The sequence below is a fragment of the Nocardioides dokdonensis FR1436 genome, from assembly GCF_001653335.1.
Classification (GTDB): Bacteria; Actinomycetota; Actinomycetes; order Propionibacteriales; family Nocardioidaceae; genus Nocardioides; species Nocardioides dokdonensis.
The window spans coordinates 2884172-2899635 of sequence record NZ_CP015079.1; the positions used below are offsets into that span (position 1 = coordinate 2884172).

Annotated in this window: 8 protein-coding genes; 4 read left to right on the forward strand and 4 right to left on the reverse strand. The window is 67.3% G+C overall.

What is annotated here, in order from left to right:
- Window positions 1-45: 45 nt before the first annotated feature.
- From I601_RS13690 to I601_RS20870, 3 genes are all read right to left on the reverse strand, one after another.
- Window positions 46-1128 (reverse strand): class I fructose-bisphosphate aldolase, encoded by a 1083-nt coding sequence (locus tag I601_RS13690; RefSeq protein ID WP_068110722.1) that lies wholly within the window; start codon window positions 1126-1128, stop codon window positions 46-48.
- Between the two features lie 315 nt (window positions 1129-1443).
- Complete coding sequence (locus tag I601_RS13695) at window positions 1444-2085, reverse strand: endonuclease/exonuclease/phosphatase family protein (protein ID WP_068110723.1); 642 nt, start codon at window positions 2083-2085, stop codon at window positions 1444-1446.
- Between the two features lie 57 nt (window positions 2086-2142).
- Window positions 2143-2592, reverse strand: coding sequence for a very short patch repair endonuclease (locus tag I601_RS20870; RefSeq protein ID WP_084527599.1), 450 nt, complete (start codon window positions 2590-2592; stop codon window positions 2143-2145).
- Between the two features lie 115 nt (window positions 2593-2707).
- On the opposite strand from I601_RS20870, the gene I601_RS13700 reads away from it, so the two are divergent.
- The gene (locus tag I601_RS13700; protein ID WP_068110724.1) at window positions 2708-4096 is read left to right on the forward strand and encodes a DNA cytosine methyltransferase; all 1389 of its coding nucleotides are present in this window, start codon (window positions 2708-2710) and stop codon (window positions 4094-4096) included.
- Window positions 4097-4109: 13 nt separating this feature from the next.
- Here I601_RS13700 and I601_RS13705 read toward each other — a convergent pair whose 3' ends face one another.
- Window positions 4110-5432, reverse strand: coding sequence for a hypothetical protein (locus I601_RS13705; RefSeq protein ID WP_068110725.1), 1323 nt, complete (start codon window positions 5430-5432; stop codon window positions 4110-4112).
- 415 nt (window positions 5433-5847) lie between these two features.
- On the opposite strand from I601_RS13705, the gene I601_RS13710 reads away from it, so the two are divergent.
- From I601_RS13710 to I601_RS13720, 3 genes are read left to right on the forward strand one after another with little or no spacing between them, the layout of a single operon-like run.
- A complete protein-coding gene (locus I601_RS13710) occupies window positions 5848-8898 on the forward strand; it encodes a hypothetical protein (RefSeq protein WP_157520168.1) in 3051 nt (1016 codons plus the stop codon).
- Window positions 8895-14234, forward strand: coding sequence for a DEAD/DEAH box helicase (locus I601_RS13715; protein ID WP_157520171.1), 5340 nt, complete (start codon window positions 8895-8897; stop codon window positions 14232-14234). The genes I601_RS13710 and I601_RS13715 overlap by 4 nt, the downstream gene beginning before the upstream one ends.
- Entirely contained in the window at window positions 14231-15310 is a 1080-nt protein-coding gene (locus I601_RS13720; RefSeq protein WP_084527603.1) for a PD-(D/E)XK nuclease family protein, read from the forward strand. The genes I601_RS13715 and I601_RS13720 overlap by 4 nt, the downstream gene beginning before the upstream one ends.
- Window positions 15311-15464: the final 154 nt, after the last annotated feature.

Consider the following 15464-nt stretch of genomic DNA (forward strand, 5'->3'; position numbering starts at 1 on the left):
GCCCGAGGTGGGCAGGGCCTTTGGTCTCCGGCCGGGGGCCGGAGGTCACCCGCCGGCCCCGGGGCCGAGGGGCTCCGGCACGGCCGGCTCCTCGGTGCGCTCGTAGCACCCGCGCCGGGCGGCGCCGGTGAGCCGCGCGCGCTCCGCGAGCACGGCCTGCGCCGGTGCCACGTTCTCGGGCTCGCCCCGCCAGGCGTCGAGCACCGGGGCCTGGAGGGCACGCCCGAAGGAGAAGCTCAGCTGCCACGGCTGGTGCACGCCGAGTCGGTTGAGGGCGTCGAGGCGGGCCGTCGCCTGCTGCGGGCTCTGGCCGCCGGAGAGGAAGACGACGCCCGGGACCGAGGCGGGGACGGTGTCCCGCAGCACCGCGATCGTGCGGGCCGCCACCTCGTCGTCACTGACCTGCTCGGCCTCCGGCGAGGTCGTGCCGGGCAGGACCATGCTGGGCTTGAGCAGGGTCGACGCCAGGTCCACGTGCTGCCGGGCCAGCTCGGCGTAGACCTGCCGCAGCACCTGTCTCGTGACCTCGGCGCAGCGCTCCGTGCCGTGCGAACCGTCCATCAGGACCTCGGGCTCGACGATCGGGACCAGCCCGGCGTCCTGGGCCAGGGCCGCGTAGCGGGCGAGGGCGTGGGCGTTCGCCTCGACGCACGCGCTCGAGGGCAGCAGAGGACCGACACGCAGCACCGCCCGCCACTTGGCGAAGCGGGCGCCGAGAGCGGCGTACTCCGCGAAGCGCTCCCGCAGCCCGTCGAGGCCCTGGGTCACCAGCTCGCCCGGCGCCCCGGCGAGCGGGACGGTGCCCGCGTCGACCTTGATGCCCGGCAGGATGCCGGCCCCGGCCAGGATCTCGGGCAGGAAGGCCCCGGTGCTCGAGCGCTGCCGCATCGTCTCGTCGAACAGGATGACGCCGCTGACCGTGTCGGCGAGGCCCGGCGTGGTGAACAGCAGCTCGCGGTAGCTCCGCCGGGTGTCCTCCGTGGACTCCACGCCGATCCGTGCGAGGCGCTTGACCATGGTGGGCAGGCTCTCGTCCGCGGCCAGGATCCCCTTGCCCGGGGCGACCAGCGCCTGGGCCGTGCCGGACAAGGTGCTGGCCGGGGTGGTGGACGGGGTGGAGGTGGCCATGGGTGCTCCCGGCGCGGTCGTCGGACGTGGGTCCGTCCAGCCTGCGGCGCACGGCACGCGGCGTACATGGCCCTTCGTCCCGGTCGGCCGGATCGTTCGACCCTGCCCGCACGACCCCGGACGGGTTCTGGTGGCACGTCCTGGCCGCCCAGCCGGGTGCGAACGGGCTGGCCTGTAGGCCGGGGCCGGTTTTCGCATGATTTGTCGTCGATGGGAAGCGACGGAAAATGCCGTCTGACCTGCGGAAACGCTGATCTGGAGTGACTGTCCGGAACGGACGTTTATGAGCTTCTTGCGGACTCTGTGCGGACTGAATCAGGGCGTATCGGCCTCGGCCACGTACGCATAGTGGTCCGATAGGCGACCCTCCGCGAGGAGCGCCGAGTGGTGCTCGACGCGTGCGCTCCACCCCGTCGGAACTGCGATGTGGTCGATCGAGAGTAGCCCGTCGATCTGATGCCGCGCGTCGGTCGTCGCGGCGCTCAGGCCGAGCTCGGCGAGCGACTTCAGAAGGTGGTCGCGCCCAGCCTTCGAGCTGGCGTACTCGCGACCTTCCAGGGCGTGGTTCCAGTCGCCGCCCCAGACGGTGGGCGCGGCTGCCGCGATCACGTCGACCGCGTTGATGGTCCGCTCGACGGTGTTCGTCCCCACCCACGGCTCGCGCGAGCCGCAGGATTTCCAGGGCAGGATCGAGGAGCAAACGCGCTGCCCCAGGACCTCAGCCATCGCGGACGCTCCGTACGGATCGGCGAGGGGTGTCAGCGGGTGTCTCGACCAGATGCCCGCCCAGTAGCGCCTCCGGGCCATCTGCGCTCTGGTCACATGCCCGACCATGCCGGGCAGCTCGACGCGGTCCGAGACCTCGGTCAGCAGGAGAACGTCACACTGCAGCTCCTCGAGGAAGCCGCGATGGTCGTTGCTCCACCGGCCAGCGAGGTTCCAGGTTCCGATCCGCACGGGAGCAGCCTGCCGGCTTTGGATGCGACGTACACCCCGAACGCGTTGATGCCTCGGCTAACGGTTGAACGTGTTCGCGCCCGACGAAGGACAGCGGACGGCATCGATGATTCGAGCTACGACCGCTTCGGGGTCTTCGTGCTCCCAGGCCCTCAACGGAAGCCAGCCAGCGTCCGCTAGTCGCTTGTTCGTCTCGTCGTCGCGCTCACGGTTTCTCGCGATCTTCGTCCTCCAGTAAGTCGCGTTGGTCTGGGCAACCGTTCCATGCTCAGGACAGCCGTGCCAGTAGCAGCCGTCGACCAAGACGGCGACCTTGGCCGTGGCGAATACCAGGTCGGCGCGCCGGTTCAACGCGGGAAGCGGCTTGGTGTCGACCTGGTAGCGGAGGCCTTGAGCATGTACGAGGCGACGGACGGTCATCTCGGGAGATGTGTCGCGACGGCGGTTGGCCTGCATGACGGCCCGCGAAGCTGCGCTTGATGCCCGTGACTCGTATGCCGCCGCCATGAGTCGACTCTGCCACGAAGGCGCAGCCGGCGCCGCGACACCGCCACGTCGACCGAACGCACGTTCGACGGCGTGCCGTCGAGATGCAGGGGGAGGCGACACCTAGGCTGTGCCCATGACCGCGCCCGCGTTTCGATTCATCGACCTTTTTGCTGGCGTGGGGGGCTTCCATGCGGCGTTGTCGGCACTGGGCGGCGAGTGCGTCTACGCCGTCGAGGTCGACAAGAAGGCCGCCGCCGTTTATGAGCGCAACTGGGGACGCGACCCACTCGGGGACGTCACGAAGGACGCCAACGACGAGGTCATGAACGTTCCGGCCCACGAGGTGCTAGCGGCCGGGTTCCCGTGCCAGCCTTTCTCGAAGTCAGGGGCGCAGCGGGGAATGGACGAAACCCGCGGAACTCTTTACTGGAACATCCTCCGAATCATCCAGGAGCGCCGTCCGAAGGTCGTCCTCCTCGAGAACGTGCGCAACCTCGCGGGGCCGCGTCACGTGCACGAGTGGCAGGTCATCATTGAGACGCTGCGGGACGAGGGCTACCGAGTTTCTGAGGTTCCGGCCGTGTTCTCGCCGCACCTGCTGCCACCGGAGCGGGGCGGTCGTCCACAGGTACGCGAGCGCGTGTTCATCACGGCTACCTACGACCCCGACGGCCTCACAGATGGCCTCGACGTCGAACCCCCGATCATCACCGGACAGCCGGTCGACGGCTGGGAGCCAGGCACCTGGCATCTTGAGGACCTGCTCGACGACAGCCACAACATCCCGGGCTGCGACCTGACCGACTCTGAGCGTCATTGGATCGACGCGTGGGATGAGTTCGTCCAGACGTGGTTCGAGCGAACTGCTGGGCGACGCCCGCCCGGGATGCCGATATGGGCAGACGCGTGGAGCGACGTGTGGACTACGGAGTCGGCCATGCGTCGCGCGTTCGGGCCGAATCCTGACTACCGGCACCTGATGGAAGCAGATCCCTCGCTCCCGCAGTGGAAGGCCAGTCACCTCGCGAAGAACTACGCGCTCTTCATCGAACACGAGGACTGGATCAAGCCGTGGACTCGCAAGTGGGGGATCTACACGGACAAGTTCCCGGCGTCGCGGCGCAAGCTCGAATGGCAGGCGCAAGACACTCCTCGTTTGTGGGAGACCGTGATGCAGTTACGTCCGTCAGGCATTCGAGCCAAGCGCTCTACCTACTTGCCGGCCCTCGTCGCGATCACCCAGACCTCCATCGTCGGTCCTCGTGAGCGACGAATCTCGCCGAGAGAAACTGCGCGCATGCAGGGCCTCCCTGGCTGGTTCGATTTCGGAGCCCAGTCACCTGCTGCCAGTTACAAGCAGATGGGCAACGGCGTGAACGTGGGTGCCGTTTGGCACGTCCTTCGCGAGCACGTCCTTCGCGATGAAGATCTGCTCAAGCGATCCGCGCCTGGTCGTCGGATCCTCGACGCGGTCGTCACAGCACCGTTGTCGCCTGACGCGGTCCTGTCTGCTCGTCACTGAGCGAGCACAGCCGTCAGGTAGCCGACTTGCCCTTCGGCCACATGTAGGACGCGACTCGGATTCCGTGACTCGCCTTGGCCGTGTTCATCTCGAACTTCGGCGGGCGAGGCGCACCGACGCCACCCTTGACCCTTGGTGCCTGCCGACCCTGGGGTCTAGGCGTCAGCTGTCCCGACAGGATGGCGGCTCCGAGCGCGTGGTGATCGGGTACCCAGTATGCATCCACGTGTAGTGGATTGAACGCGGACTTCCGAACCCTGCTGGTGCCGGAGTTGGACGGGGCCGAGGCCTTCCCGGAGAGCTTCAACTTCCACGCGTCGTGCCAGGCCTTGAAGTCGCCAGTGTCGTCCATGACGGCTTCGCCGCTCACGACGAGGAACCCGAGGCCCTGTTCGTCAACGCAGTCTCGGACGGCGCGCTCGTCATTGAGCAGCATGACGTCGCTCGCGCCCCGGGTGACCGGCCCGATGGTCTGAATCGACGTGTGAACCTTGATGTCCCACACCCACGAGAGCCCATAGTCGAAGACCGTCGAGCCGTAGGACCGCCTAGGGCCGGGCACCTTGGGCGTAAAGGAGGCGTTGAGGATCGCCCTGGCTCGCTCCTCACCGTAGAAGCCCTGCCATTCCAGATCGTTCGAGCCGCGAAGATCGTTTTCGGCCAGCCAGCGCACAGCCTGCTTGGCATCCCAGTGAACGGGGAGTGAAGCCAACAGGGCGGCCGCCAGCGCGTCGCCCTCAGCCTCAGGCGTGGTCAAGGCGTCAGTAATGACCTCACCCAGACGGCCAAGGTGCCGCTCGGCTCCAGCGATGATCGCGTTCAGCCCGGTGAGCTTGATCGTCTGGCCGGTGGCAGTGAAGTCTCTAGACCAAGGCGCGTTCAGGACCTCGGCGAGCGTCGACCCGAGCCGGTGCTTACTGCTGGTGTCGATGCGCTCATCGTTTGGGAACAGATTCGTGGCGAGGTTGAGCAGGGCGCTCTTGTGCTCCTTGGAGCCGGGGCCAAGCCATTCGCGCGGCGCCCCCGTCAGGGCGGCGAGGCGCGTCACGGCCTCAATCTTCGAGCGAGCCGGGTTGAACGTTGCCCACTCGGCACCGCTGAGACCAAGCGCAGAACGAGCAGCGACGCGCGTGAGCGAGCCTGCTGCGTAGGCACATGAGGCCGCGTCGAGGAGCGCGTTCAAGCCGTCGAGATTGACGCTCGTCTTGACGACATAGTTCGACTCCCAGACAACGTCCAGGCGCTGTGCCGCACGCTCCGCTGTCATCGCGCTCGTCCACGACGGGTCCTCTTCCACGCCGAGTGCTTCGGCGAGCACGGCGAGCGCGCCACGCACACCTCTAGATCCGCCTGGTGAGCCGTTAGCTGGAGCACCGCCCGTGAGTGCGTACACGCGGGCTGTTGCCTCCTCGTACGAATCGGCGGGCAAGAAGAACGGTTGATCGGGTCCATGCACGCACTGGACCGTATCGGCTTGCACTTCGGTCCGCAGTCCTCCGGGAACTGCCGGGGCGTGGTCTGCAAATGGTGCGGCGTACGACAGGGGGTCTTGAGGTGTGCCCATGCGAGATCGACTGGGGATCGCCGATCTGTCCCGCCGTTGACCGAGTCGAATCAACCCCGGATGAGGCCGTCTCGTTCCATCAGTCCGACTAGAGATGCCGGTCATCTACACGAAACCCATACGAGTGTCGGGGGTCACAGATACGGTCACCGCTTGTCACTGCTTATCAAGCTGGGGGAGTCGCACGTTGAACGCTTGGGCCGAGTACGAGACGTGGGACCGGGCCTTGGCACGTCATCTCTTCACCGACGATTCCGCGGGCCTGCCGGTGTACCTCGAGGTCACTCCCGAGATCTTTTCGGCCATCGCAGATGAGCTGGGAGTCGAGGGCGACCCCGCCGATCATCTGGCGAAGGTCGTCCGAAAAACCCTTTACCTGGATGATCGTCACGGGTTCGACGCACACCGCGAGCGATTCCAAATGTGGCGGCGACACAAACTCGGATCCGCAAATACTCTCACCAAACGGACTTCGACTGTCCTCGAGCCACCTCCTGTGGTTGCGTTGCTCGCTGTGCTGGTCATGGCAGCGGAGCGGATGGGCAAGGACACCAGCCAGGCCGCGCACGCCTACTACCCGCGGCTTGCCGAGGTACTGGGGCTGAACGAGGCCGAAGGCACCCGTCTCCACCAGGCGTTTCCGATCACCGAGGTGTTTTGGCGCGGTCTCAATGACTATCTGGTCGCCCACGAGGGCCGGCTCGGTCTCCCCACCGCCGACGCGCTGTCCTTCCGCTATGTAGGAATCCCGCAATCGCAAGCCCTGGTGCGTGCCTCCGACCGGGTCAGGCTGCCCGCGTTCTTCACTCGGTTCGGCCTCGCCCCGGGATCGGAGGTCATCCCGGCCGACCTTGAGCGGCTCATGGACGCCTGGATCTCCGGCAACCCGTGCCCAGTCAGCAACAACCTGAAGAACCTATGGGGGCGTGGCGCCGCCCGCGAGCGGGTCGCCGGCGTCGCGGCGGTGGAGCTCAGTCTCTGGGACGGGGCTTTCCGAGATTCGTCCGAGCAGGTCGTTGGCGCCTCCGGGCAGGTGAGTCTGTGCGCGAACCTGCGGCAGACGTTCGGTGGCCGCAGTATCGAGCTGTCCTTCGTGGCTCGACTCCCGAGGCCGACCGAGGCAAGTGAGCTCATGGTGAACTCCGCCGCGGAGAAGCCGGTAGTGGGGGTCATTCCCGCCGCCGGCGGGCGCGTCCGCCCCATCCCGGGCAGCCGATTCGACGCCGAGTCGCTGGTCGGCGCGCTCTTGGGACTGCAGGAACCTGTCTCGGGGGAGACAGTCACCCGACGGCCTCGGCGGGTGGTGCCGCTGCGCCGGGACGAGTTGGTCGGCGCCCTGGTGGAGACGGACCGGCTGCAGCTCGCGGACGACGTCGCGATCCTGGTCAAGGACGACGAGAGACTGCTCAAGGACGTCCTGCGGATCATCGATCAGTGCGGGAAGCGCGGCGGCGTGTTCAGAAGCACCGAGTCCAGTGGCGCCGAGGTGCTCACGGGTCTTCCTGCTGGCTGGGTGCTGATCGAGAACGTTCAGCTCTACGCCGTCCCCCAGGACGTCAAGCACGTTGACCTGCACGCGCTGGTCCCGCTCACCACGGCCCAGCTGAACCTCGCCGGGGGCATGAAGATGCCGGGCCGAATCAGGAAGTTCTCGAGCCTGCAGCCGCCGGAGATCCGAGCCGCGGTAGCGGAGGCGGAGAACATTACGGTGACCATCACCTCCCTCGGAGACGAGGTTGAAGAGCTGCACCGATGGACCGAGTCCGCGAACGCGATAGTGATCCCGCTGGACGGACTTGGCCTCGGCGACGGTGACTACGAGGTCACCCTGCAGGTCGATGACGAGGTCCTCTCGCGCCCGATGCTGCGGCTCCGCTCGGCGGACACGCCGGACGCGGTCACCTGGGAGACCGCCACCCCGCTCAACTACGAACTCGACTCTGGTGCGACTGCGGTGGTTTCTGCGGTCGCCTCGGCGGGCACCTCGACGCTCTTCATAGACGGGGTAAACACCGTAGGACAGCGCGACCAGCCCGTTCCCGACCGCCCGATCATTGACGGCATCGGATGGGAAGCGAAGAAGGTTTCCTCGAAGGTTGTTCAGCCCGTCGTCGTCCTCGGCACCGCCGACCCGAACTCGTGCATGGTGACCGGCAAGCACTACATCCAGCTGCCGACCTGGCACGGCGGCAAGGCGACGTCGAAGACCATCCAGGGCGTCTGCCGCGACTGCGGCGTCGTGAAGACCTCGCCGGCGCGACCGCGCTGGAAGAAGCTCGAAGCGCAGACCGAAGCAACGGTCGAGCTGCACCTGGCTCAGTACTCGGCGCCCAGGGAGCTGCAGGCGCAGTGGGACACGTGCCTCGACACGGTCGTGCACGTCGGCGGCGGCCTGATCAGCGCTTTGGACCGGATCGCGTCCCACGCCGACGGCACCAGCTTGTTCGCGGACGAGTTTGTGCGCGCCCTCGAGCTCGCCGGACACATCGACGTCCGGAGGGACGACGCGATGGCGCCGCAAGAATGGGAGGCCAACCCTGCCTATCTCGCCGAGACCGTCAACAACGGGTTCCTGCTCGCCGGCGTGTGGTCCCGCTCTCTGCGCGATCTGCTCGCCGAGAAGGTCGAGGGGCACGGCGGGCAGCTTGTTCGCGAGGGGAGTGAGGGGGGCGGTCTGTCCGCTTGGTTCGCCCGCGGCCTCTCGGGAGACGACCTGGAGGACGCCATGGACGCCATCGGACATCGGCACGCCGTCGTTCGCGACGCGCCGCGCAGGATGTTGGCGGCTCTGCCGCCGCTAAGCGAGCTCGAGGCGGCCATGGCGGTGGTCCCGATTCCGCATCACAGCAAGGCCACCCTTTTTAGTCTCCGCGACGCCTCCTGGCAGACCGTTCCTGGAGTCGGCATCTCAGGCGCATACCGGGTCGAGCAGTCCTTCCGCCGGCTAAGCATCTGGGTCGACCAGCAGGGTGCTGTCGACCGGACCGCGCGCATCGGCAGCGTTCAGCTCGTAAAGCACCTTGCCGGCCGGGCAGGAGGTCGTCCGCTTGTCGGGTACGCCCCGTCTAGCCAGGCCTTGGTGGTGCCCATCGGCGCCGACCTGCCCGGCCTCTACGGCCGGGTAGCGGCGTTGTGCTCTGGTCGCTTGCCTAGCGTGTCGACCCGCTCCAGGTCGATCGCATACCTCGAAGTGCCCCGTGATATCGCGAACGGCCTCAACTCTCTCCTGGCTGGGTGACGACACCGATGAAGACGACGCCCCTGATGCTGCGCGACGACCTGGCCGCGGCCTACCTTCGCTACATCGACACCCAGTACTGGTTGCGGAACTCCGGGCTGTCTGACGAACGGCGTGCCCTATTGCGGGCGGACGGGAACCTGCGAAGCGAGTGCCTGCTGGAGCCGGTGCTGCCCTACGACGCGACCGTTGACCTGCTGGCGACGACCGCCGCTGCCGGGATCTCGGCCGAGTCGGCCGAGATCGTCGGCCGCGCACTCTTCGGTGACTTCACCGACCCGGGCCAGCCAGTCAAGCTGCGTGCCCACCAGGCCGAGGCTGTGACCAGCCACTTCCGCAGTGGCAGCCAAGCGGGACGCAACGTCGTCGTCACCTCTGGGACCGGATCTGGCAAGACCGAGAGCTTCTTGCTTCCGATGCTCCTCCGGCTTGTAGAAGAAGCCAGGACCTGGTCCCTACAGCCCCCGCCCGACCTGTGGTGGAGAGACAAGCCGCACCCGCGTCGATGGCGTCCGATCCGCAAGGCGGAGACCCGGATCCCGGCGGTCCGCTCGATGATCTTGTATCCGACCAACGCGCTCGTCGAGGACCAGGTAACCAGGCTCCGCCGGGCGGCCCGCCGGATCGGCACGGCGATACCGGGTCAGCCGATCTGGTTTGGCCGCTACACCGGCGTCACCCTCGGAACCTCCCGGCGCCCTGCAGATGGACGCGGCCACGGCTTCGCTGAACTGGTGGCGAACCTCGAGGAGCAGACATCCGAATTCGGGCGCTTGGTCGAGGCGAACGTAGGCGAGGGTGACCTCGCGCAGTTCCCGGACCCGAGGGCGCACGAGCTGCTGGTCCGCTGGGACATGGTGGAGACGCCGCCGGACATCCTGGTCACCAACTACTCGATGCTGAACGCGATGCTGATGCGGGCGTTCGAGAACCCGCTGTTCAGCCAGACCCGGGCGTGGCTGGATGCATCGCCCGACCACGTCTTCACTCTCGTCGTCGACGAGCTCCACCTCTACCGCGGGACCCAGGGTAGCGAGGTGGCGATGGTTGTACGCAACCTGCTCAGCCGGCTGGGGCTGTCCCCGGATTCACCGCAGCTGCGGTGCATTGCCACCAGCGCCTCGCTGTCCGCTGGAAGTGGGGGACTGAACTACCTCGAGCAGTTCTTCGGCCTGGACAGCTCGTCCTTCCATGTCACGGCTGGGGTTCCGCGGGCGCTTCCGCAGCTCTCGGGACTCGATCGGGACGCTCTACTCGCCGGGGCCACCCCCTCTGCGGGCGTCGTCTCGCAGCAGATCGCCGCGGCCTGCGTGGACCCCGAATCGGGCCGCGCCAGAGCCACCGAGTCCTCGCTGATTGCGGAGCGTCTGTTCGGGGCACCCGACGACGAACTGAAGGGGCTGGCCGCCGCGCTCACCACGCTAGCGGACGCCTCGGACCTCGCCGGCACCATCCCTTTGAGGGCGCACCAGTTCGTCCGCACTATGCGCGGGATGTGGGCATGCTGCAACCCGCAGTGCTCGGGGGTCCCGGAAGCGGCCCGGGAGGGCCGCGGGGTCGGCATGCTCTACGGGATCCCGACCCTGAGCTGTACGGACTGCGGCTCCCGGGTCCTCGAGCTGCTCTACTGCTTCTCCTGCGGGGACGCCAGTCTCGGCGGCCACGTCGTGGATCGCACGTCGGTGGACAATGGCGAGCCGGACGGCGCAGCCATCGCCTCGGCGAACGTTGGCGAGGTCGCCTCGGACGTCGCCCCTCTATTCAAGCGCTCCCACGAAGACTTTGTCTGGTTCTGGCCGGGACAGAAGCCCGTCCAGGCCGACCTCAAGTGGGACAAGGTGATACCAGGCAGCAAGAAGGTAGCGTCGTTTGCCTTCGCACCCGCGAGCTTGGACCATGGCACCGGGCTAGTCACAGACGCTGGGAACACCCTCGACGGCTGGATCATGAAGGTCGTCGCCGACCTCGGTGAGCGGCAGCGGATCCCGGCGGTCCCGGACCGGTGCCCGCGGTGCGACTCGCGCGGGTTCAACCCGGGGGAGAAGTTCTTCGCTGGGACGGTGCGCAGCCCGATCCGCGCGCACACCTCAGGCGCTGCCCAGTCCACGCAGCTGTACTTATCGCAGCTTGTACGGAGCCTCGGCGACAACGCCAAGGACTCGCGAACGATCGTCTTCACCGACAGCCGGGACGACGCCGCCCGCACAGCCGCGGGGATCGGACTGAACCACTACCGCGACGTGATTCGGCAGATGACCCAGCAAGTGCTCACGGCCGAACGTCCCTCCCTGCGCGGGATCGTCGACCGCGGGGTCGCGCTAGAGACGCTGACACCCGCCGAGCAGGGGGTGTTCACCTCGTTCAAGGAGGCCCACCCGGAGGCCCTTGAACTGCTCAAGAAGCAGGCCTACGTTCCGCTCAACGACACCGAGAAGCTCACGGTCGAAGCATCGTTCGTCGCCGACGACGAGGTCCGGGTCGGCTGGCCAGAACTGCGGTACGGGATCTGTGACCGGCTGGTCCGACTTGGGATCCCGCCCGGTGGCACCGGACCTTCGGCGGCTGTCAACCAGGACGGGAGCCCGTGGTGGAAGGCGTTCGCGCCGCCCGAGCCTGACCTGTGGGTGCCGCTGCCGCTGAACGGCCCACGGGAGACGCAGGCTGCGATGCAGACTGAGAAGTTGGTGCAAGCGCTTGCCGGCGGACTCTTCGGGCGGGCAGGGCGGGACCTGGAGTCGGTGGGCATCGCCTACTTCGCGGCGCCAGCGGCATCGTCTGGAGTCGTCCACGATCCCATCGTTAGGGGTCAGGTCCTGGCGGTCGTGATCCGGATCCTCGGGATCCGCAACCGGTGGGCGGGCACCGATGCCAAGCCGTCCACCAACGTGCCGCGCAGCGTGGCCGGCTACCTCAAGAGGGTTGCCGAGGTACACGGCCGGGACTACGACGTCCTCGCCGACGACGTCAAAGGGCTGCTGAAGTCGGCCGGAGTCGCCACCGACTGGCTCCTCGACCTCGCCTCGCTGTCGTCGCCTCTGGCACTGGTCCCGCTCGGGGGCCAGCGCTGGCAGTGCGACTTCTGTGGGTTCCTGCACGGACACGCGGCGGCCGGTGTCTGCGCCAATGTCGGCTGCAACCGGCCGGCGCTCGTCGAGCTGGATGCCGGCGCCGTTGACGATGAAGGCGATTACTACGGCTGGCTCTCCCGGCAGCTTCCGCGTCGCCTCGCCGCGGCAGAGCTGACCGGCCAGACCAAGCCCTTGAGCGAACAGCGCCGGCGAGCTCGGGTGTTCAAGGAAGTGCTGCTGCCAGCGCCCGCCGAGAACGCGCTAACTGTGCCCTTGGACGTGCTCAGTGTGACCACGACGATGGAAGTCGGGGTCGACATCGGCTCGCTCCGGTCCACGGTCATGGCCAACATGCCTCCGCAACGGTTCAACTACCAACAGCGGGTCGGTCGGGCCGGCCGGTCGGGCCAGATCTTCTCGTATGCGGTCACGGTGTGCCGGGACCGATCGCACGACGACGACTACTTCCGCTCGCCTCGTAGAATGACGGGTGACGACCCCCCGCAGCCCTTCCTCGACCTCAAACGGGTCCGGATCGTCCGCCGGGTGGTAGCTGCCGAGGTGCTGCGACTGGCATTCCGAGCAGTCAGCGATCCTCCTGAGTGGACCGTCGACAGCATCCACGGAGTCTTCGGGTCGACCTCAAGCTGGCCTGAGCGACGTGCGGAGATCGCCGCCGCGCTTTCCTCGCCCCCTCTGGGGGATGTGGTCGACCGGTTCTGCGCGTTCACCGGACTCGATCCGATTGCAGTCACAGCGATCCGGGAATGGTTGGCCACCGGCGGCCTGGTAGCCGACGTCGATTCTGCGGTGGCCCGTGACTCCGGCCTGACAGACGAGCTCAGCGAGTTGCTGGCGACGTACGGCGTGTTGCCGATGTTCGGCTTCCCAACCCGAGTGCGCCAGCTGGTCCGGAAGCGGCCGTCCAAACTGGAGGACCTCGACCGCGTGACGGTCTCGGATCGGCCACTGAGCCAAGCAGTGTCGATGTTTGCGCCGGGTGCGAAGATCGTTCGGGACGGCGCTGTGCACACTGTCGCGGGCTTCGCGGACTGGGCGCCGGACTTCAAGGGCATGAAACCGGTCGACCCACTCGGCCCGGAGATCCTGGTCGGGCTGTGCGACCAGTGTGGGGCCTGCATCGTGGACGCCGTCGAGCCGGTGTGCGGGATATGCCTTGCCGGGCTGCGGATCGTCCCAATGCATCAGCCACGGGGTTTCCGGACCACGTACCAAGAAGTTGACTACGACGGCGACGAGGACGAGTCTGCGAACGCGGGCTCGCCGACGATCTCGGTGGACGGCGACCCGGACCTGGACGTGATCGTTCGCGGGGCCCGACTCAGCACCTACGTCCAAGCACGGCTGGTACAGGTCAACGACAACAACGGGCGGCTGTTCGATATCGGCCAGGACTTCGGGTCCTGGCTGGCGACCGATCCGGAGCTTTTCGCGGACATCAAGACCTGGCCTCCGAAGAACGTGGTCGGCTCCAAGCAGATCGCGATCGGGGAGCTGCGCACTACGGACGTGCTGACCATCGGACTCGACAGTGCGCACGCGCCGGGAGGGCTGCTCCCCTACTCGCCGACGATGATGCCGTCCGGGCTGGCCGCCTACCGGTCGCTCGCCGAGGTGCTCCGTCGGGCGGCAAAGCGGCAGCTCGACATCGACCCGCAGGAGTTGGTCTTCGGGCTGCACCCACAGGGCGACGGCTCGATGCAGGTATTCCTTGCCGATGCTCTCGACAACGGTGCCGGGTACGCCGCCGAGATCGGGGCGGACCACAACTTCGAGCGGTTGCTAGCAGAGACCCGGTTGTCGCTGCGCGACCTGTGGGCCGAGAAGGCGCACGCGGACTGCAACTCCTCATGTCTGGACTGCCTCCGGTCCTACGACAACAGCCGGCTGCACGGACTCCTGGACTGGCGCCTTGCCCTCGACATGCTGGACCTGCTGGCCGACGAGCCGCTCGCTCTGGCTCGATGGATGGAGCTTGGCCGGCGCGCGGCCGAAGGGATCGCTGTGACCGGCCTGATCAGCCTGCAAGCCGGCACCACCTCAGACGGCATCTCCTACTTGCACAACACCAGTACCGGCCGATCGGTACTGGTGGGCCACCCGCTGTGGTGGCGTTCAGAGGACCGCGCCGTCGAGGAACAAATCGTCGCGCTAGATGAGTTGGCCGGAATGTCATCTTCGGTCGCTCAAAGCGATGTGTTCGAGGCACTGCGGCGCCCGATCGCCCTGATCCGGCGGCTGGCATGACCCACCTGACCTGGGCCTCACCCGTGGCGGAACCTCTCAAAGTGGTTTCGCCGAGTGCACTGAACGCGTACGAAAGCTGCCCCCGTAGGCTCGCCTATCAGCGCGATCCGTCAACCCGAGGCAGGAGCAAGCCAGGCCCGCGGACCGCCTTGGGCATCGTCGCCCACAAGCTTCACAAGATCGCAGCGACGGCTCACCCGCCGGCCGGTCAGGAGCGGCGAGCCTGGCTCGAAGCGGAGTGGGAGCGACTTGTCGCTGAGCAGGTGCAGAAGGTGGCGAACGCGTGGCCCGGTCGGGCGGTACCGCCCGTCGCCCAATGGGAAGGACTAGTTGCCACCCGGGTCCGTACGCTCCGCAAGCTGTCCGCGACTCAGGACGAGGAACCGGCTCCGGCGGCCTCGGCGGCTCCGGCGGCAAGCCCCGGGTTCCCGTGGATCGAACGTAAGTTGACGGATCCGGACACCGGGATCTTCGGCACCCCTGACCGGGTGGAGGTGCTGAACGGCCAACTGCGCGTCGTCGACCTCAAGTCTGGCGTCCACCAGGCGGGGATCCAATACAGCCAGCGCCGGCAGTTGCTGCTGTACGCACACCTGGTTGACGTCGCCTGTGGCCAGCTGCCCACCCTCGGCGTCCTTGAGTCCGCCGCCGGCCACGAGACGTCTTTCCCGATCGAAAGCGTGGCCGTTAGCACCGTGGTGGAGGAGGCTCAGCAGGCAATCACTAGCTTCAACGACGCTGTCGCTGCTGGCGATGTCCCGGCACATCCGGACGAGGCCGTGTGCCGGTTCTGCGCATTCAGGACGGTGTGCTGGCCGTACTGGGCCTCGGACGCGAAGTCTGGCCGCGATGTGCGAGGAACCGTGGTCGGGACGCCGGACGCCCGGTCGTTCAAAGTCGATGTCGGTGAGCCGGAGCCGGTTCGGATCGTGATAGTTCCGGGATGCTCTCCGCCGGCACGGGGGGACGAAGTGGCGGTCGTCGACCTCATCCCGGCCGGCCCGGACACGATGAAGATGCGGTGGAATTCTGAGATCCGTACCCCGGCGAGCCGAGAGGCGCAGGACTCCGCATGAATGTCCTGTCGGAGGCCGAAACCATGCCGGATTCTGGATCATGCGCGACGGTTGCCACGTTACCCAGAGCGCATCTGAGCGCAGCACCGGCGGAATCGTAGTCAACGATCGCGATCGTTCGACCCACGGAGCTCCGTGGACCGTGGCAGGGTGC